The following is an 18,280-nucleotide window of genomic DNA, read 5'->3' as shown; positions in this document are numbered from 1 at the left end:
GGCGGCCCGCGGGTTGGTGGGCCAACCACCCGCCAGAACGTTTTGCCGCCACCTGGGGCCGTCGGGCTGCCGGGGGCCCTGGGGGGGCCGGGCCGCCCGTCCGTCGTGTGGGTCGGGTCAGGCGCCCGTGCTCGCGCGGGGGACCAGACGTGTGGGCAGGGCCGGGTCCGGCGCGTCGACGCCGTCGAGCGTCGCGAGGAGCCGGAGTGCCGCTGCGCGTCCGAGGTCGGCGCCGGGGAGGGCGACGCTCGTCAGGCTCGGTGCCGTGACCGAGGACGACGGCAGGTCGTCGAAACCGGCGACGGCCAGGGACGTCGGTACCGCGATGCCCCGCTCGGCAGCGACCCGGAGCACCCCGTAGGCCAGGGTGTCGGCGGCCGCGACGACGGCGGTGACCCGGTCCGCGAGCCAGGCGTCGACGACCTGCTCGACGGCGCTCGCGGCGGCGTCGATCGTCAGGTCGGCCTGTGCCTGGATGGGTGACACCGTGATGCCGGCCGCGGTGCAGGCTTGCCCGAACAGCGTGCGGCGGACCGCGAACGTCGTCGCACGTGACGTCCCGTCGAGGTAGGCGACCCGACGGTGTCCGGCGGTGGCGAGGTGGGCGACCAGCGCCTCCACCCCGGCGGTCAGGTCGTAGTTGACCGCTCCCGGGCCGCCGGGGGCGTCGAGCAGGACGACGGGGACGCTCGCGGCCATCGACGCGTGCTCGGCCGGGGCGTCCACCAGGATGCCGGCCGGACGGAGCCGCTCGAAGCGGCGGACATCGGTGTCCACCGGCTGCTCGCCGCGCTCGGTGACGGACAGCACGAGCTGGAAACGGTCGCCGATGGTGTCGCGGACGCCGCGGATGACCTCGGCGAAGAACGGGTTCGACAGGTCGGGGGCGATGAGCACGACGAGGTCGCCGCTGCCCCGCGCCAGGGAGCTCGCCGCGTGGTCGACGACGTAGCCGAGCTGCTCGACGGCGTCGCGGACCCGGTCGGCGATGGGCGTCGAGACGCGTCCGCGGTCCTTGCCGTTCACGACGAGGGAGACCGTGGCGATGCTCGTGCCGGCGCGTTCGGCGACCATCGCGGCGGTCACGCGACCGGACGGAGCGGGGCGACTGCGCGGGCTCGTGGACACGGGTCGATGCTAGCGACGGCCGTGCATGCAGAATCCCGACGACTTGACGTCAAGCGCTTGATGCTGTGTGATGTCAAACGCTTGACGCGGCGTGCATGGCGCGTCAGGCCCCGACCTCCTGCCGGCCGCCCACACCCCCGGGCACCCGGCTCCCCGACGAAGTGGAGCACCCCCGTGTCCGACGCCCCGCGCACCCCCGCGAAGATCATCCTCGACTGCGACCCCGGCCACGACGACGCCGTCGCGATGCTGCTCGCCCACGGCAACCCGGACATCGAGCTCCTCGCCGTCACCACCGTCGTCGGCAACCAGACCCTCCCGAAGGTCACCCGGAACGCGCTCGCCGTCGCCCGCATCGCCGGGATCACCGGCGTGCCCTTCGCCGCCGGCGCCGCACGGCCGCTGCTCCGCCAGGTCGAGGTCGCCCCCGAGATCCACGGCGAGAGCGGCCTGGACGGACCCGTCCTGCCGGAGCCGTCGTTCGAGCTCGACGAGCGCCACGCGGTCGACCTGATCATCGACACCGTGATGGCCCACGAGCCCGGCACCGTCACGATCGTGCCGACCGCCGGCCTGACCAACATCGCGCTCGCCGTCCGCAAGGAGCCCCGCATCGTCGAGCGCGTGAAGCAGGTCGTCCTGATGGGCGGCGGCGTGCACGTCGGCAACTGGAGCCCGGTCGCCGAGTTCAACATCGTGATCGACCCCGAAGCCGCGTCGATCGTGTTCGACGCCGGCTGGGACGTCGTCATGGTCGGACTCGACCTCACCCACCAGGCGCTCGCCACCCCCGAGGTCGCCGCCCGCATCGCCGCCGTCGGCACCGGGCCCGCCGCCTTCGTCGGGGAGCTCCTCGACTTCTTCGGCAAGGCGTACCAGGACGTGCAGGGCTTCGACGCCCCGCCGGTGCACGACCCCTGCGCCGTGGCGTACGTCATCGACCCGACGATCGTCCGCGCCGTGAAGGTGCCGATCCGCGTCGAGACCCAGGGCACCCTGACGCTCGGCATGACCGTCGCCGACTTCCGCTCCCCGGCGCCCGCGGACTGCCGGACGAGCGCCGCCATGGAGCTCGACCACGGCCGGTTCTGGGACCTGGTCGTCGACGCCCTCGAGCGCATCGGCGAGACACCCGACACCGGCTGGACGCCCCGCGCCGCCGCCGACGGCATCGACGCCGGGCTGACCACGCAGCCGACCGCCGCGACGGAGGCCTGAGCACCGTGAAGTCGATCGGTGCGCTCACCGCAGCGCTGCTGGCCGCGTGCATCGCGTTCCAGCTCAACGCCAGCATGCTCAGCCCCGCCCTCGTCACGATGGCGCGCGAACTCGACACGGACGACGCCACGATCGGCCTGTCGCAGACGCTGTACTTCACGCTCGCCGCGCTGTTCTCGCTGTTCCTGCCCCGGCTGTCGGACATCGTCGGCCGCAAGCGGGTGCTCGTCGCCATGCTCGCCGTGATGTTCGTCGGCAGCGTCGTCGCCGCCCTCGCGGTGAACGTCCCGATGCTGTTCACCGGCCGCATCATCCAGGGCGTCACCGGCCCGGTCGTCCCGATCAGCCTGCTCGTCCTGCGCAACGAGATCAGCGACCCGAAGCGCTACGGCGCCGCCCTCGGGCTGCTCACCGCGGTGAACGGCGGCATCGCCGGCATCGACGCCCTCGCCGGTGGGTGGATCGCGACCCACTTCGGCTTCCGCGGGATCTTCTGGGTGATCGCCGTCGTCACGGTCATCGCCCTCGCACTCGTCGCGAAGTGGGGCGTCGAGTCCCGCCCGTCCGCCGGCACCCGGATGGACTGGGTCGGCGTCGTGCCGCTCGTCGTCTCGGTCGGCGCCCTGCTCACGGCCTTCAACGAGGCCGGCAAGCTCGGCGACGCGGACCCCGTGCTCGTGGTCGGAGGGGTGGTCGTCGCACTCGCCGCCTTCGCCGTGTTCTGGGCCGTCGAGTCGCGTGTCCGCGAACCGCTCGTCGAGACCCGGTTCCTCAAGCGCCGGGCCACCTGGGCACTGCTCGCCACCACGTTCCTCACGATGACCGGCGTGTTCGCCGTCGTCAACGGGCTGGTCACCTCGCTCGCCCAGAACGGCGACGCGGGCTTCGGGATGGAGGCCGACCTCGCCTCCCTCGTCTTCCTCACGCCGTACGCGCTGGTCGGCTGGGTCGTCGGGCCCTTCGCCGGCCGGCTCGCGCCGACCCTCGGCTACCGCGCCGTGCTCCGCGTCGGCCTGGTCGGCAGCATCGTCGCCACCGTCCTGATGGCGCTCGTCGGGGTGCACTCGCTGCCGGTGCTCGTCACCGCCACGGTGCTGATCGGCATCACCTACGCCGGCATCGCGAACATCATCCTCAACGGCCTGGGCATCGTGCTGTCCCCGGACTCGAACCCCGGCTTCCTGCCCGGACTCAACGCCGGCGCGTTCAACCTCGGCGCGGGCGTCAGCTTCGCCGTGCTGCCGGCACTGCAGATCGCGCTCGGGGTCGGCGGTTCCTCGGGCACCGCCGGGTACTCCGGTGGGATGCTGCTCGGTGCCGTGATCACCACCGCTGCCCTGGCGACCTCGTTCCTCATCCCCCGACCAGAGGCCGCCGAGACCGGTACCGCCGTCCAGCAGAAGGAGTCCGTCCGATGACCGACACGATCGTGATCGTCGGGTCGCTCAACGCGGACCTCGTCGTCCGCACCGAGCGCTTCCCGCAGCCGGGGGAGACCCTGCACGGCTCCGACCTGGCGACCCTGCCCGGCGGCAAGTCCGCCAACCAGGCCGTCGCGGCCGGGCGGCTCGGGGGCACCGTCCGCATGGTCGGCGCGGTCGGTGACGACGGCAACGGCACGCTGCTCCGCGACTCCGTCGCGGCCTCCGGGGCGGACACCACCCACGTCGTGGTCCGGCCCGGCACCGCCACCGGCACCGCCGTCATCACCGTCGACGGCCGCGGCGAGAACACCATCGTCATCTCCGGCGGCGCCAACGCCACGCTCTCGCCCGACGACCTGCCCGCCGACGTCTTCCACGACGCCGCCGTGCTCGGGCTCTGCCTCGAGGTCCCGATGGACGCGGTGCTCGCCGCCGCCCGGGCCGCACACGCCGCGGGGGTGACCGTGCTGACGAACCTGTCCCCGTTCGGTGCCGTCCCGCCGGAGCTCCTCGAACTGACCGACGTCCTGCTCGTCAACGAGCACGAGGCCGCCGCGCTCGGCGACCACGGCGTCCGACGCTCGATCGTCACCCGGGGCGGGGACGGCTCGGTCGTGCACGACGGGGACGCCCGGCCGGTCGAGGTCCCCGCCGTGCCCGTCGAGGCGGTCGACACCACGGGGTGCGGGGACGCCTTCATGGGAGCGGTCGCACTGCGGCTCGCCGCGGGGGACTCGTTGGTCGAGGCTGCGCGCTTCGCCGCCGGGGTCGGCGCGTACGCAGCGACCGGTGCCGGCGCACAGGCGTCCTACCCGACCGCCGCACAGCTGGAGGCGTTCCTCGGGACGTGATCCGGGCCTCCCGCCCGACCGCTACCGTGGGCGCATGCGCGTCGGAGTCCTCGACATCGGTTCGAACACCGGTCACCTGCTCGTCGTCGACGCCCACGGGGGTGCTGCCCCGCTGCCCGCGTCGTCGTTCAAGCGCCCGCTGCGGCTCGCTGAACACCTGGACGACCAGGGCGCGGTGACGCCGGTCGGCATCGACGCACTGACCGACTTCGTGGCGGAGTCCGTCCGCGTCGCAGAGGACCGCGGCTGCGAGGACATGCTCGGGTTCGCGACGTCCGCCGTCCGCGACGCCGTGAACTCCGAAGCCGTCCTCGCCCACGTGCAGGAGCAGACCGGGGTGGAGCTCGCCGTGCTCTCCGGTTCGGACGAAGCGCGGCTGACCTTCCTGGCCGTGCGCCGCTGGTTCGGCTGGTCCGCCGGACGACTCGCGGTGTTCGACATCGGCGGCGGCTCGCTCGAGATCGCCGGCGGTGCGGACGAGGCGCCTGACGTCGCCTGGTCGATGCCGATCGGCGCCGCACGGCTGGCCCGCACGTACTTCGCTGCCGGCACCCCCAGCCCGGACGAGCTGCGCCGGGTCCGGCACGAGGTCCGCGTCGAGATCGCCCGCGAAGCCGGCCGGCTGCTGCGGTCCGGAGCGCCGGACCGTGCCGTGGCCACCTCGAAGACGTTCCGCTCCATCGCCCGGATCTGCGGCGCAGCGCCCTCGGCCGCGGGGCCGCTCGTGCCGCGCGTGCTCGAAGGGGCAGCGCTCCGGGACCGGCTGCCGGCGCTGCTGACCATGTCGGTCGACGAGCTCGGCACGCTGCCCGGGGTCTCGCCGAGCCGGGCGCACCAGGTCGTGCCGGGGGCGCTCGTCGCCGAGGCGTGCCTGGACATCTTCGACCTGCCCGCGCTGGAGATCTGCCCGTGGGCGCTCCGCGAGGGCGTGATCCTCGAGCGGCTGGACCAGCTGTCGGTCCTCGGCTGACCCCTCGCAGAACGCAACCTCGGCGTTCCTGCGGCACGGTACTGCGTTGCGGGTCGTCGGCGACGTTGCGTCTTGCGAAGTGCGCGCTCGCTGAGCAAGTCCTCGTGCCACGTCGACCACCGTCCCAGACCGGTGCACCACGATCGAGCGACAGCCCAGCCACCGAGAGGACCACGATGACCGGACTCGCCCCCACGACCACCCTGCTCGCCACCGTCGACGGACCGGACGGCAGCACCTACGAAGTCCGGCACGCGGTGTTCCCGCCCGGGTCCACGACCGGGTGGCACCGGCACGACGCCCGCCAGACGGGTCTCGTGGTCCGGGGAGAGCTGACGCACGCCAGCCCGGAAGCGACGCATGCCGTCGGCCCGGGTCACGCGCTCGTCGAGGAGCCGCGCATCGTCCACGAGGGTCGGGCCACCGGGACGGACGACACCGAGCTCCTGTACGTCGCACACCGCCTGCCCGGGACCGAGATCGCGACGCCGACCGACCCGCCGTCCGGCGTCGGCCCGGTGCGCGGCTCGCACGTCACCGTCGCCCTCGGACTGCCCGTGTTCGTGCACGCACTGCGCTACACCGCCATGTACGGCCCGAAGCCGTTCGCCGAAGCGCTGCTGGTCTACCGCGACAACGGGACGTACACGATCCTCTCGCCGGGAGAGGACCACCACGGCTGCTACGTCTCGGCCACCGCCATCGACGCGGGCACCCCGCCGCGCCACGTCGCCTTCATGTCGTGGCCGTCCGCGGACTGGGACAGCAACGTCGCCGCGCACACGCTGACCTTCGCCGCGGACACCGGTGCGTTCACGCAGGAGCTCCGGCTGCCCGGGGACGCCGTCCCCCGAGCACAGCATGGGTTCGCCGCACCGGTCGAGGGCCAGGAGCCGATCGACGTGACCGCGGGCTGGACTGCCCTGCGGCAGACCCACGACGACACGTTCGCCGGGCTCGCTGCCCGGGCTGCCGCCTCCGGCACGGCGCGCTGACCCGGCGCGCTGGCTCGGCGCCCCCGAAACGAAACGTCGGCGACTCCTCGCATCGGTATCTCGTTGCGGGCAGCCGCCGACGTTGCGTTTCGCGATCAGGGGCGGCGGGGCGGGGCCAGCAACCAGGGGCGGATCAGCTTCGTCACGAACGGCAGCACCCAGAACGTCATGATCGGCGTGAGCACCAGCGTCGTGATGAGCACCCGGGGCAGCGCCGCCAGGTGCGCGAAGGACGGCAGCAGCCAGCCGACCAGGACCGTGAAGACCAGGTTGACGGGGAAGAACCCGAGCCAGATGCTCACCGCCTGCTTCCAGCGTGGCGGGGCGCTCGAGGCGGGGGCGTCCTGCGGGACGTCGAACCACCCCTCGATGCCGGTCCGCTTCTCGACGCGGGACTCCACGACGAGGTTCCGTCCCAGGTCGAGCCAACGCAGCCGGTCGTCGGAGTTCTCCCACGTGGACAGGGAGTCGTCGTCGGCGAAGCGGTAGAGCATGTGCCACTCGCGGGACCGGGCGGTGGAGCGGACCCACCCGGATCCGAGGAACCCGGGGTAGCGGTTGGCGAGGTTCACACCCGACTGCACCCAGCGGGTGACCTCGGGGATCCGTTCGGGTTCGACCAGGCGGGTGATGGACACGGTGACGGGTGGGCCGGCGATCTCGGGTGACGATTGCAGGCTGCCAGGCTCTTGTGGAGTCATCCGACAAGTGTCGCGCTCAACGTGTTACACGCGCATGACGGCCGGACGGCGAGCGCAACGGCAACCGTGACGGGAGGCCCTCAGCTCGCCTTCTTCTTGGCGGGAGCCCGCTTCGCCGCCGGTTCCTTCGCCGCGGGTTCCTTCTTCGCGGGTTCCTTCTTCGCCGGTGCCTTCTTCGCCGGTGCCTTCTTCGCGGGTGCCTTCACTGCCGCAGTCCGTTTCGCCGCCGGCTTCCGGTCGCCGGAGCCGTCCGCGTCGTCGCCCGAGCTGTCCGCGTCCTCGTGGGAGCCGGCCGCGCGCGATCGCGAGCCGCCCGCGGAACGCGACCCCGAGCCTCCCGACCGGGACCCACCGCCACGGTTCTTGTCCACCGACGCGCGCAGGGCGGCCATCAGGTCGATGACGTCACCGCCCGCGTCGTCGTCGTCCGTCGAGGCCTGCTCGCCGAACGTCTCGGCGGTGTCGACGTCGTCGCCCGCCTCGAGCTTGGCGTCGATGAGCTGCTGCAGCTCCTCCTGGTACTCGTCCGTGTAGCGGTCCGGGTCGAAGTCGGTGGACATGCTCTCGACGAGCGAGGACGACATCTTCAGCTCGTTCGCGCTGACCTTCACCGAGATGTCGAGCGCCGAGAAGTCGGCGGCGCGGACCTCGTCGCCCCAGAGCAGCCCCTGCAGCAGCAGCACGTCGTCGTGCACCCGCAGCACACCGAGCCGGGTCTTCTGGCGGAGGGTGAACTGCACGATCGCCAGCCGGTCGGTCTGCTCGAGCGTCTTCCGGAGCAGCACGTACGCCTTCGGGGAGCGGGAGTCCGGCTCCAGGTAGTACGTCTTCTCGAACATCATCGGGTCGACCTGGTCGACGGGGACGAACTCCAGGACCTCGATCTCGTGCGACTGCTCCTGCGGCAGCTGCTTGAAGTCGTCGGGCGTCAGGACGACGGTCTTCTCACCGTCGTCGTAGGCGCGCTGGATGTCGCCGTACTCGACCTCGTGCCCGAGCTCGCAGACCCGCTTGTAGCGGATGCGGGCTTTGTCCTCGTCGTGGATCTGGTGCAGGGAGACGTCGTGCGTCTCGGTCGCCGCGTAGACCTTGATGGGCACGTTGACGAGCCCGAACGCGATGGAGCCCTTCCAGATCGACCTCATGCGCTCATGATGCTCGCAGGCGCGCGAGGCGACCCCCAGTTCTGAGCGGATCGGCAGGTGCGGTGGGGAGCAGACGGGCGTATCGTCCCGCCTCATGACGGGGGAACGCAGTGTGACGGAGCAGTCGACAGCGCAGCAGACGGTGCAGACGTCGGCCACGACGGGGGATCGACTGGACGCAGCCGGGTGGGCGCAGCTCGCGTTCGGCGCGGCGGTCGGGCTGGCGATCGGTGTCGGGGCGGGCCTGACGGCCGACGGGCCCTTCCCCTGGGTGACGGTCGTCGTCATCGGCGTGGCGCTCGCCGTGGTCATCCCCGTGGCCATGCTGCGCGCGTGGTGGGCTCGTGGCGGCCGGACCACTCTCGTCGAGACGCGAGTCTGGGTCCTTTCCGGCCGTGTGCCGGACGAGGTCCCCGACACCGTGTGGCGTCCGCGGGTCCGCCAGCTGCTCGGCGACTCCTCGCGGCAGCTGTTCGGCGCGTGGGCCGCCGCGGTGGTCGCGTGCCTGTGGGCCGCCCTCGCGATCTCCGGGGAGACACGCGACTGGGGGTTCGCCGCGGTGTGGGCGGTCCTGGCGGCGGTCCAGTTCGTGCAGGTGCGCAAGGTGCGCCCGTCGGCGCGACGCCTGCTCGACGCACCGGCGCGCGTGGTCGCGTCCGTCTGACGTCGGCCGGTCCTCTCCTGCACAGCCGGGAGGCCCGCCCCGCTTTCTCCACGGACCTCACCGCTCCTGTGTCGCCGGTCCGGTACCGCGAGCACGATGGGGCCATGAGCCAGCTCGACAAGCAGGACCCGCGGGACCAGTACGCGCGGCCGCCGTTCCCCGCGCAGACGCAGCAGGGGTCCGGACGGGCGGCGGACCTCGACCCGCCGGCCGACCACGGCGAGACGACCTACCAGGGGACCGGCCGGATGCGCGGCTACCGCGTCCTGGTCACCGGGGCGGATTCCGGCATCGGTCGGGCGGCCGCGATCGCGATGGCCAAGGAAGGGGCCGACGTCGCCCTGAACGCCCTGCCGGAAGAGCTCGACGACCTCACCGAGGTCCGTGACGTCCTCGCCGACCTGGGGCGGAAGGCGGTGATGCTGCCGGGCGACCTGACGGACGAGTCGTTCTGCACCGAACTCGTGCGCACCGCCGTCGACCTGCTCGGCGGACTCGACGCCCTGGTCCTGGTCGCCGGACACCAGCAGGTGCACGCCGACATCACCGAGCAGAGCACCGAGGACTTCGACCGCACCATGAAGGTCAACCTGTACTCGCTGTTCTGGCTCACCCGCGCCGCGGTGCCGCACCTGGCCCCGGGCAGTGCGATCGTCACCACGAGCTCGGTGTCGGCGTACCAGCCGCAGGACCGGATGATCGACTACGCCGCCACGAAGGCCGCCATCATCACGTACACGAACGGGCTCGCACGGCAGCTCGCGCCGAAGGGCATCCGGGCGAACACCGTGGTCCCCGGTCCGGTGTGGACCCCGCTGCAGCCGATCAGCTACCCCGGTGACGAGATCGCGGCGTACGGCCAGGACACCCCGTTCGGCCGGCCGGCGCAGCCCGTCGAACTCGCCAGCGCCTACGTGCACCTGGCCGGACCCGAGTCGTCCTACACGTCGGGCACCACCCTCACGGTCGGCGGTGCCACGGGGGTCGCGTTGTGAGCCCGGTCGCGAAGAAGACCACCGTGCAGGTGGGGGACCGGCGACTGGCGCTGACGAACCTCGACAAGGTGCTCTACCCGGAGACCGGCACGACGAAGGGGCAGGTGGTCGCCTACTACGAGCGGATCGCCCCGTGGATGATCCCGCACGTCACCGGCCGCCCGATGACCCGGAAGCGCTGGGCGAACGGCGTCGACGGCAAGGTCTTCTTCGAGAAGAACCTGCCCGACTCCGCGCCCGAGTGGATCCGGCACCACACCATCCACCACGAGCACCACGACGTCGAGTACCCGGTCGTCGACGACCTGCCGACCCTGGTGTGGATGGCGCAGCAGGCCGCGCTGGAGCTGCACGTGCCGCAGTGGCGCTTCGGGCCGCGCGGGGGACACCAGAACCCGGACCGGCTCGTGCTCGACCTGGACCCGGGCGACGGCGTCGGTCTGCCCGAGTGCGTCGAGGTGGCGGTGGCGGCCCGCTCGGTGCTGCAGGGGATGGGACTCGAGCCGTACCCGGTGACCTCCGGGTCGAAGGGCATCCACCTGTACGCGGCCCTCGACGGCACCGCGACGGCGCAGCAGGTGTCCGACGTCGCCCACGAGCTGGCGAAGGCGCTCGAACAGGACATGCCGGGCCTGGTGCTCTCGTCGATGAGCCGTGCCGAGCGAGCCGGCAAGGTGTTCGTCGACTGGTCGCAGAACAACGGCAACAAGACCACGATCGCGCCGTACTCGTTGCGCGGCCGGTCGCACCCGACGGTCGCGACGCCCCGGACGTGGAAGGAGCTGACCGAGCCCGGGTTGACCCACCTGACCCTCGACCAGGTCCTCGAGCGGATGCCGGACCTCGGCGACCTGCTGCACCCGGTCGCCGCGGCGTCACTCGGTGTCGGGCGTGCGGACGCCGGGCACTGGGACGGGGCCCGGACCGAAGCGGTGAACGAGCGTGAACGCCAGGAACGACAGGAGCTGCAGGACCGTCTGACGACCTACCGCGCCAAGCGGGACGCGTCGAAGACCCCGGAACCCGTCCCGCAGGGCTCCCCGACGGTGCGGACCGACGGCACACCGACGTTCGTCATCCAGGAGCACCACGCCACCCGCAACCACTACGACTTCCGCCTCGAGCACGACGGGGTCCTGGTGAGCTGGGCACTGCCGAAGGGCGAACCGACCGACCCCGGGGCGAACCACCTGGCCGTCCACACCGAGGACCACCCGCTGGAGTACGGCGGTTTCGAGGGGATCATCCCCGCGGGCGAGTACGGCGGCGGCACCGTGACGATCTGGGACGACGGCACGTACGAGCTCGAGAAGTGGCGCGAGGACGAAGAGGTCATCGTCACCCTGCACGGTCGGACCAACGGTGTCCGACGGCTCGCGCTCCTGCACACCCGCGGTCACGGCCGTGGACGAACCGGGGACGAGAAGAGCTGGCTCATCCACCGGACGAAGGACCAGCCCGCTGCCGATGGCGACGGCAGCGGTGCCGGGAGCGCCGCCGCTGCCGGTTCCCGTACTGGCCAGCGTGACGGGCACGGCGGCGGCCGTGCGCACACCGCCGCGCGGATCGAGCACGCCGCCGAGTCGGACACCGCGCCGGAGCAACGCCACACCATGCAGGCGTCCCTGCGAGAGGGCGAACCCGCGCTGGACCCGGAGCAGTGGGTGTTCGAGATGAAGTGGGACGGCGTCCGCGCCCTCGCCACCGTCCACGACGGCACTGTCCGACTCCGCAGCCGGAACGGCAACGACCTGACCGACCAGTACCCCGAGCTGCAGGCGCTCGCCGAGCACGCCGGCGTGGACGGGGTCTTCGACGGGGAGGTCGTCGCGCTCGACGAACACGGCCGGCCGTCGTTCCAGCTGCTGCAGAACCGGATGGGCCTGACGAAGCCGCGCGAGGTCAGCGCTGCCCAGGCCACCACCCCCGTGCACCTGCTGCTGTTCGACGTGCTCGAGGCCGACGGGCACGAACTCACCCGGCTCGGGTACACCGCACGGCGCGAAGCCCTGCTGACGGTCGTCGAACCCGGCGGTCCGATCGAGGTCCCACCGGAGTTCGACGGTGACCTCGCCGCCGCGATGACCGAGTCCCGGAAGCGCGGGCTCGAGGGGATCGTCGCGAAGAAGCGGTCCTCCCGGTACGCCGAGGGCCGTCGCTCGGAGTCCTGGCTCAAGCTCAAGCACCACGCCACACAAGAGGTCGTCGTCGGCGGCTGGAAGCCCGGCGCTGGTCGACGCGAGGGCGGGATCGGATCGCTGCTGCTCGGGATCCCGGGGGACGACGGGCTGGAGTACGTCGGTAAGGTCGGCACCGGGTTCCGTGACCGGGACCTCGACGAGATCGGAGCGCTGCTCGGCGATCTCGAGCAGGACGGCTCCCCGTTCGTCGACGTGCCACGGCCGGACGCCCGCGACGCGCACTGGGTCCGTCCGGAACGCGTGGGCGAGGTGCAGTTCGCCGAGTGGACGGGCGACGGACGACTGCGGCAGCCCTCGTGGCGGGGGTGGCGCATCGACAAGGAGCCCGACCAGGTCGTCCGAGAATGATGCGTCCGGCGTCAGCGTGATGCGGGCTCCGGAATCCGCATGCGTGAGCATGAGGTCCGCCCGGGGCGAACTTCCGTCCCCCGTTGTCGGCCCGGGCGGGGGACGAATCCGGTCGTGACCGTCGTCGCGCAAGGGCTGGCTGTTACGTTCCTCGGGACGGAAGGACGCGACATGGACGCGAGCAAGTACCTCCCGCCGTTCGCTCAGGGGCAGCGTGGGGACGCGACCGCAGACCAGCGGGACGACCAGGACGGCTCGACGGGATCAGGCCCGGACGGCCGGACCGGCAGTGGACGGACGGGCGATCGCCAGATGGTGGGTGCGGGCGCCGAGCACGAAGCGACCTACGCCGACTTCCTCGGCGACCAGGTCGACGACGACTGACCCATCGCCCGGCGAGCCCGGCGGCCTGAGCAAGACGCAACGAGCCCAGCGGTCTGAGCAGGCCTCGTCGAGCCCGGCCGCCTGATCGAGACGCTCAGGCCGCGGGTGCCGGACCGTCCGCGGGCGCCCCGCCGGACTCCAGGGGCAGTTCCTCCTCGGCCGCAGCGCGCTCGTCCGCGTGCCCGGCGTCAGCGGCAGCCGCCTTCGCCTCGTCGATGGCCTCCTGCGAAGCCTGCAGTGCGTCGTCGTTGCCGGGGTGTGCCTGATCAGTCATGGCCGCCACGCTACGCGGACGTCGCTGGATCGGCTCGACGGGCGACGCGGGCCCCCTGGGCGTGCTGGGCTCCCGACCCGCTGGCGGTCCCAGGCCCGTCGTAGTCCACGGCCGAGGTCGGCGCGGCCGAGGTCGGCATCGCCGGCGCCGGCGGTTCGTCGTGCGCATCGGCAGCGTCGAGCACCGCCCGGGTCGCCGCAGCCGCCACCCGGAGCGCGTCCGGGAGCGGCATCGCCCGGAGCGCCGGGGTGCGCACCTCCACACCCCAGGGCTCGGCGAAGCCCAGGCCGCGGACGGTGCGGACGAACCCGGGCAGGTCCCACGCTCCGGTGCCAGGCAGGTAACGCCCGTTCCGGGACTCGTCCGCCAGCGTCATGCCGTTCGCGACGTGCAGCAGTCCGTCGCTGAGCTCGACCGCGGCGAGGGTGGACGGGATGACTCCCTGCCCGATCGAGGCCAGGGTGGAGCCGCCCCGGAGCGCGTGCATCGCGTCGAGGAGCAGCCCACCGTTCGGGTGTCCGGCGGCGACGAACCGCGAGGCACGCTCCACGGTCGCCAGGTTCGTCCACGGCTCGGGTTCCAGGACGAGCCGCGCCCCGACGCCCTCGGCCTGTGCGGCGAGCTGATCCCACGCTGCCGCCATCGCGCCGAGCGGTACGGCCGGTACGGAGTGGTCGGCGCGGACGACGACCTGCCACGCGCTGAGGCTGGCGGCGGCCTCGAGCACCACCCCGCGGTCGGCGTCGTGTTCGGCGCCGGCAGCCCACCAGTCGCCGAGCGTGCCGACCTGGACCCACACCACGCCGGCGTCGTCGAGCATCCGTCGGAGCAGTGCGAACCCGGTGGTGGCGCGGACCTCGTGCAGGTCGTCGACCGAGAGGCCGAGCCCGGCGAACCCGGCTCGGCCGACGGCGCGGATGCGTTCACCGACGGGCTCGTCGCCGGACCACGTCCACGACGTGGCGAGCAGGTCGTGTTCCTCCACCGGATCACCTCCATGATCCGGACGTGCTCGACTGCGTCGTTGCAGTTGCCGCACACCCTGGCTGCTGACACCGGCGGGCCGGGCCCCGTTCCCCGTGCGCCCCACAGCGTCAGGCACGGTTCTACGCCCGCTGGCTCCGAGGGCTCCCAGCCCGCCGGGTCAGACGATGCGCGTCTCGACCATGCCGACGCCGTCGATCGTCCCGCGCAGCACCGAGCCGCGGGACACCGGTCCGACGCCGTCCGGGGTGCCGGTGAAGAGCAGGTCGCCGGCCTCCAGACGGACGGCGCGGGACAGCGCGGCGATGGTCTCGGCGACGGACCAGATCTGGTCGGCGAGGTCCCCGGACTGCCGGAGTTCCCCGTCGACGTGCAGCGTGATGCCGCCGGCGGTCGGATCCACGCCGGCAGCGGGGACGATCGTGCCGATCGGCGCCGAGTGGTCGAACCCCTTGGCCAGGTCCCACGGCCGGCCGAGCCGCTTCGCCTCGGCCTGCAGGTCGCGCCGGGTGAGGTCGATGCCGACCGCGTAGCCCCAGACCAGGTCGAGCGCGTCGGCCACGGCGACGTCCTGGCCGCCGGCTCCGAGCGCGACGACGAGTTCGACCTCGTACTCGAGCTGCTCGGTCAGGGTCGGGTACCCGGTGTCGCGACCGTCGGCGACGATTGCGTCGGCGGGCTTGCCGAAGAAGAAGGGCGGCTCGCGGTCGGGGTCGTGGCCCATCTCGCGCGCGTGCGCCGCGTAGTTGCGGCCGACGCAGTGGATGCGTCGGACCGGGAACCGACCGCCGGTGGCGGTGGGCACGGTCGGGAGGCCCGGGGCCGGGACGACGAGGTCGGTCACGCGTCCAGGGTGGCAGCCCGGGCCGGGAACACGAAGCGGTTCATCGCCCAGTAGCGGAAGCCCATCGCGATGAGCGTGCCGATGACGGGCCCGCTGATGAAGTCGGCGAGTTCCTGGCCGGCGAGCGACACGTTCGGGACCTCGAGGCCGAAGACGTACCGGGAGATCCAGAGCGGTGCGGAGTTCAGCGCGACGCCGATCAGGCTGACGACCAGGAACAGCAGCAGCTCGTGTCCGGTGCGGAGTTCACCGCGGTCGCCGAAGGACCACTTCTTGTTGAGGAAGTAGGAGAACACCGTCGCGACGATGATGCCGATCGACAGCGCGGTCACCGGGTGCTGCGGCATGACGAAGAACTTCAACCCGTAGTTGATGCCCATCGTGATGACGAAGCCGAGACCACCCACGACCAGGAACCGGAGCGCCGGGTGTTCGACGAGCGACCGGACGGAGAACGACTGCACCGGCCAACCCTAGACCGGCGTCGCCGAACGCCCGCTGACCGGCACGCCTTCCGGACCGGCAGTCCGTTCAGCGAGACGGTCAGTTGCCGTGTGCTCAGGCACCGGGTGCCGCGCCCTCGGTCTCGCCGCGTCCCGGGTCGCCGCCCGTCCCGCCGTCGGACGGCTCGTCCTGCGGCCAGCCGGTGAACTCCCACCCGGAGACGGCCTGGTGGTCCTCGCCGTTCGTGTAGGCGAAGGTCCGGGCCGCCGTGCGGGCGTCGGTGAGGGCGGTGAGCAGGTCGGCGAACCGGTCGGACCCGTCCGCGACGCGGGTGAGCGCGTCGTGGGCCAGGGCGTACCGGTCCATCTCGTTGCGGATGAGCATGTCGAACGGTGACGTCGTGGTGCCCTGCTCGAGGAAGCCGTGCACGTGCAGGTCGTCGTGCCCGTGCCGGCGGTAGGTGAGCTGGTGCACGAGCGTCGGGTACCCGTGGAAGGCGAACACCGCGGGGGTGCCGGGCAGGAACAGCTCGTCGTAGCGGTCGTCGCTGATCGGGTGCTCGTGCTTCCGCGGGTCCCCGATGGCGAGCAGGTCGACCACGTTGACGACGCGGACGCCGACGTCGGGGGCGTGCTTCCGGATGATGTCCGCGGCGGCGACGGTCTCGACGGTGGGGACGTCACCGGCGCTGACGAGCACGACGTCGACGTGGCCGACCTCCTGCTCGGTGCCGGCCCAGTCCCAGGTCCCGACGCCGGCGTCGGCATGGGCGACGGCGTCCTCGAGGGACAGGAACACCGGTTCGGGGTGCTTGCCGGCGACGATCACCTCGATGCGGTCCGTGGTCTCCAACGCGTGCGCGGCGACGGCGAGGAGCGTGTTGGCGTCCGCGGGCAGCTTGATGCGGACGAGGTCCTGCTGCTTCGACGCGACGACGTCGAGGAACCCGGGGTCCTGGTGTGAGAACCCGTTGTGGTCCTGGCGCCACACGTGCGACGACAGCAGGATCGTGAGGTTCGACACCGGCGCTCGCCAGTCGATGTCGGTCGCGGACTCGAGCCACTTGGCGTACTGGCCGACCATCGAGTCGATGATGTGGGCGAAGGCCTCGTACGTGTTGAGGACGCCGTGGCGGCCGGTCAGCACGTAGCCCTCGAGCATGCCCTCGAGCAGGTGTTCGGAGAGCACCTCGATGACACGACCGCGGGCGGACAGGTGCTCGTCGCCCTCGGCTCGTCGGGCACGCCAGACGCGGTTCGTGACGTCGAAGACCGCGTCGAGCTTGTTCGAGATCGTCTCGTCCGGGCCGAACAGCCGGAAGTCCTGCGGGTTCCGCTGGATGAGTTCGGCCATCCAGGGGCCGAGCGTGCCGGTGGCCGAGGCCGGCTCGCCCACCGGCACCCCGAAGCGCTCGAGTCCGGGCCGGTCGAGGGCGGTGCGGATCCGGCCGCCGTTCGCGTGCGGTGTGGCGCTCATCCGGGTGTCCCCGGTCGGCCGGATGGTGTCGAGGATGCCGATCGGACGGGCGTCCTCGTCGAACAGCTCCTCCGGACGGTAGGAGCGCATCCACTCCTCGAGCTGCCGGCGGTGGCCCTCGTCCTCGCGGACGTTCGGCAGCGGGACCTGGTGGGCGCGGAAGGTGCCCTCGACCTGCTGGCCGTCGACGACCTTCGGCCCGGTCCAGCCCTTCGGGGTCCGGAGCACGATCATCGGCCAGCGCGGGCGGAGGTCGGCGGCACCGGCCATCTCGCCGGCGGCGGCGCGGGCTGCCTGCGCGCGGGCGGCGGCCTGGATGTCGTCGATGGTCGCCAGGGCCCGACGGAGCGCTCCGTCGAACAGGGCGTGCACGGCGAAGGGGTCGTGGTCGACGCGACCGGAGTCGACGACGATCGGCTCGTACCCCAGGCCGCGGAAGTAGGCCTGGAGGTCCTCGTCCGGGATGCGCGCGAGGACCGTCGGGTTCGCGATCTTCCATCCGTTGAGGTTGAGGATCGGCAGCACCGCCCCGTCGGACACCGGGTCGAGGAACGTGTGCGCCTGCCACGAGGCGGAGAGCGGTCCGGTCTCGGCCTCGCCGTCCCCGACGACGCACGCGACGACGAGGTCCGGGTTGTCGAGGGCCGCGCCGTACGCGTGGGCGAGGGAGTAGCCGAGCTCGCCGCCCTCGTTGATCGACCCGGGGGTCTGCGGGGCGGCGTGCGAGGGGATGCCACCGGGGAACGAGAACTGTCGGAAGAAGCGCTGCAGTCCGGCCGTGTCCCGCGTGATCTCCGGGTAGAGCTCGTTCCAGGTGCCCTCGAGCCAGGCGTTCGCGTTCATCGCGGGACCGCCGTGCCCGGGGCCGCAGATGTACAGGACGTCGCGGCCGGTCTCGCTGATCACGGCGTTGAGGTGCGCGTACACGAGGTTCAGCGCGGGCGAGGTGCCCCAGTGCCCGAGGAGCCGCGGCTTGATGTCGGAGGGCTCGAGCGGCCGCTCGAGCAGCGGGTCGTCGAGCAGGTAGATCTGCCCGACGGTGAGGTAGTTCGCGGCGCGCCACCAGGCGTCGATCGCGCGGATGCGGTCGGTGGAGGAGTGCGTCGAGGACATGCTCCACAGGCTACGAGGACGCCGATCCGGGGAATCCAGAAATCTCTCCAATCCGATCCGTGGACGGCCCCGAATCACTGTCACAAGCCGGGAAACACCCGCAAGCGCTCACCAGCAGCTC

Annotated in this window: 17 protein-coding genes; 9 read left to right on the top strand and 8 right to left on the bottom strand. The window is 72.2% G+C overall.

The window, feature by feature from the left end:
* Nucleotides 1-117: 117 nt before the first annotated feature.
* A complete protein-coding gene (locus tag QCD68_RS14120) occupies nt 118-1,128 on the bottom strand; it encodes a LacI family DNA-binding transcriptional regulator (protein WP_301223473.1) in 1,011 nt (336 codons plus the stop codon).
* Between the two features lie 246 nt (nt 1,129-1,374).
* On the opposite strand from QCD68_RS14120, the gene uriH reads away from it, so the two are divergent.
* The 5 genes from uriH to QCD68_RS14095 all read left to right on the top strand — a co-directional run bounded on the left by uriH (nt 1,375) and on the right by QCD68_RS14095 (nt 6,586).
* Complete coding sequence (gene uriH, locus QCD68_RS14115) at nt 1,375-2,346, top strand: uridine-preferring nucleoside hydrolase UriH (protein WP_441005191.1); 972 nt, start codon at nt 1,375-1,377, stop codon at nt 2,344-2,346.
* The gene (gene uriT / locus QCD68_RS14110) at nt 2,343-3,764 is read left to right on the top strand and encodes a uridine transporter UriT (protein ID WP_301223474.1); all 1,422 of its coding nucleotides are present in this window, start codon (nt 2,343-2,345) and stop codon (nt 3,762-3,764) included. Before uriH ends, uriT begins: the two co-directional genes overlap by 4 nt.
* Nucleotides 3,761-4,621: a ribokinase gene (locus tag QCD68_RS14105; protein WP_301223471.1), complete on the top strand. Its 861-nt coding sequence runs from the start codon at nt 3,761-3,763 to the stop codon at nt 4,619-4,621. Before uriT ends, QCD68_RS14105 begins: the two co-directional genes overlap by 4 nt.
* A gap of 34 nt (nt 4,622-4,655) precedes the next feature.
* Nucleotides 4,656-5,591 carry a Ppx/GppA phosphatase family protein gene (locus QCD68_RS14100; protein WP_301223470.1) on the top strand — a complete coding sequence of 312 codons (936 nt, stop codon included), beginning with the start codon at nt 4,656-4,658 and terminating at the stop codon, nt 5,589-5,591.
* A 176-nt stretch (nt 5,592-5,767) separates the two neighbouring features.
* Nucleotides 5,768-6,586, top strand: coding sequence for a cupin domain-containing protein (locus tag QCD68_RS14095; protein WP_301223469.1), 819 nt, complete (start codon nt 5,768-5,770; stop codon nt 6,584-6,586).
* A 95-nt stretch (nt 6,587-6,681) separates the two neighbouring features.
* Here the strand turns inward: QCD68_RS14095 and QCD68_RS14090 are convergent, their stop codons facing one another.
* Complete coding sequence (locus tag QCD68_RS14090) at nt 6,682-7,287, bottom strand: antibiotic biosynthesis monooxygenase (RefSeq protein ID WP_301223468.1); 606 nt, start codon at nt 7,285-7,287, stop codon at nt 6,682-6,684.
* 80 nt (nt 7,288-7,367) lie between these two features.
* The gene (gene ku, locus QCD68_RS14085; RefSeq protein ID WP_301223467.1) at nt 7,368-8,432 is read right to left on the bottom strand and encodes a non-homologous end joining protein Ku; all 1,065 of its coding nucleotides are present in this window, start codon (nt 8,430-8,432) and stop codon (nt 7,368-7,370) included.
* 94 nt (nt 8,433-8,526) lie between these two features.
* Here ku and QCD68_RS14080 point away from each other — a divergent pair, with 94 nt between their 5' ends.
* The 4 genes from QCD68_RS14080 (at nt 8,527) to QCD68_RS14065 (ending at nt 13,024) form a co-directional block, all read left to right on the top strand.
* Nucleotides 8,527-9,096, top strand: coding sequence for a hypothetical protein (locus QCD68_RS14080; RefSeq protein ID WP_301223466.1), 570 nt, complete (start codon nt 8,527-8,529; stop codon nt 9,094-9,096).
* A 104-nt stretch (nt 9,097-9,200) separates the two neighbouring features.
* On the top strand, nt 9,201-10,091 hold the full coding sequence (locus tag QCD68_RS14075) for an SDR family oxidoreductase (RefSeq protein ID WP_301223465.1): 891 nt from the start codon (nt 9,201-9,203) through the stop codon (nt 10,089-10,091).
* On the top strand, nt 10,088-12,640 hold the full coding sequence (locus QCD68_RS14070) for an ATP-dependent DNA ligase (RefSeq protein WP_301223464.1): 2,553 nt from the start codon (nt 10,088-10,090) through the stop codon (nt 12,638-12,640). Before QCD68_RS14075 ends, QCD68_RS14070 begins: the two co-directional genes overlap by 4 nt.
* 171 nt (nt 12,641-12,811) lie before the next feature.
* The gene (locus QCD68_RS14065) at nt 12,812-13,024 is read left to right on the top strand and encodes a hypothetical protein (protein WP_111076361.1); all 213 of its coding nucleotides are present in this window, start codon (nt 12,812-12,814) and stop codon (nt 13,022-13,024) included.
* A 94-nt stretch (nt 13,025-13,118) separates the two neighbouring features.
* Here QCD68_RS14065 and QCD68_RS14060 read toward each other — a convergent pair whose 3' ends face one another.
* From QCD68_RS14060 to QCD68_RS14040, 5 genes are all read right to left on the bottom strand, one after another.
* A complete protein-coding gene (locus QCD68_RS14060; RefSeq protein ID WP_146248252.1) occupies nt 13,119-13,298 on the bottom strand; it encodes a hypothetical protein in 180 nt (59 codons plus the stop codon).
* A gap of 10 nt (nt 13,299-13,308) precedes the next feature.
* Complete coding sequence (locus QCD68_RS14055) at nt 13,309-14,283, bottom strand: sugar phosphate isomerase/epimerase family protein (protein WP_301223463.1); 975 nt, start codon at nt 14,281-14,283, stop codon at nt 13,309-13,311.
* Between the two features lie 159 nt (nt 14,284-14,442).
* A complete protein-coding gene (locus tag QCD68_RS14050; protein WP_301223462.1) occupies nt 14,443-15,126 on the bottom strand; it encodes a fumarylacetoacetate hydrolase family protein in 684 nt (227 codons plus the stop codon).
* Entirely contained in the window at nt 15,123-15,590 is a 468-nt protein-coding gene (locus QCD68_RS14045; protein WP_301223461.1) for a GtrA family protein, read from the bottom strand. Before QCD68_RS14045 ends, QCD68_RS14050 begins: the two co-directional genes overlap by 4 nt.
* Nucleotides 15,591-15,684: 94 nt before the next feature.
* Nucleotides 15,685-18,159 (bottom strand): phosphoketolase family protein, encoded by a 2,475-nt coding sequence (locus tag QCD68_RS14040; protein ID WP_301223460.1) that lies wholly within the window; start codon nt 18,157-18,159, stop codon nt 15,685-15,687.
* Nucleotides 18,160-18,280 lie beyond the last annotated feature (121 nt).

This window comes from Curtobacterium sp. PsM8 (assembly GCF_030433875.1).
Lineage (GTDB): Bacteria > Actinomycetota > Actinomycetes > Actinomycetales > Microbacteriaceae > Curtobacterium.
Note: the sequence above shows the minus strand (reverse complement) of the source record. Positions and strands in the feature narration are given on the sequence as shown.

Bases quoted from the DNA above. Each gene is read 5' to 3' on its own strand.
- QCD68_RS14095 (WP_301223469.1), top strand. From the start codon at position 5,768: ATGACCGGACTCGCCCCCACGACCACCCTGCTCGCCACCGTCGACGGA.
- uriH (WP_441005191.1), top strand. From the start codon at position 1,375: ATGCTGCTCGCCCACGGCAACCCGGACATCGAGCTCCTCGCCGTCACC.
- QCD68_RS14105 (WP_301223471.1), top strand. From the start codon at position 3,761: ATGACCGACACGATCGTGATCGTCGGGTCGCTCAACGCGGACCTCGTC.
- QCD68_RS14075 (WP_301223465.1), top strand. From the start codon at position 9,201: ATGAGCCAGCTCGACAAGCAGGACCCGCGGGACCAGTACGCGCGGCCG.
- QCD68_RS14100 (WP_301223470.1), top strand. From the start codon at position 4,656: ATGCGCGTCGGAGTCCTCGACATCGGTTCGAACACCGGTCACCTGCTC.
- QCD68_RS14040 (WP_301223460.1), bottom strand. From the start codon at position 18,159: ATGTCCTCGACGCACTCCTCCACCGACCGCATCCGCGCGATCGACGCC.
- QCD68_RS14090 (WP_301223468.1), bottom strand. From the start codon at position 7,287: ATGACTCCACAAGAGCCTGGCAGCCTGCAATCGTCACCCGAGATCGCC.
- ku (WP_301223467.1), bottom strand. From the start codon at position 8,432: ATGAGGTCGATCTGGAAGGGCTCCATCGCGTTCGGGCTCGTCAACGTG.
- QCD68_RS14060 (WP_146248252.1), bottom strand. From the start codon at position 13,298: ATGACTGATCAGGCACACCCCGGCAACGACGACGCACTGCAGGCTTCG.
- QCD68_RS14065 (WP_111076361.1), top strand. From the start codon at position 12,812: ATGGACGCGAGCAAGTACCTCCCGCCGTTCGCTCAGGGGCAGCGTGGG.
- QCD68_RS14080 (WP_301223466.1), top strand. From the start codon at position 8,527: ATGACGGGGGAACGCAGTGTGACGGAGCAGTCGACAGCGCAGCAGACG.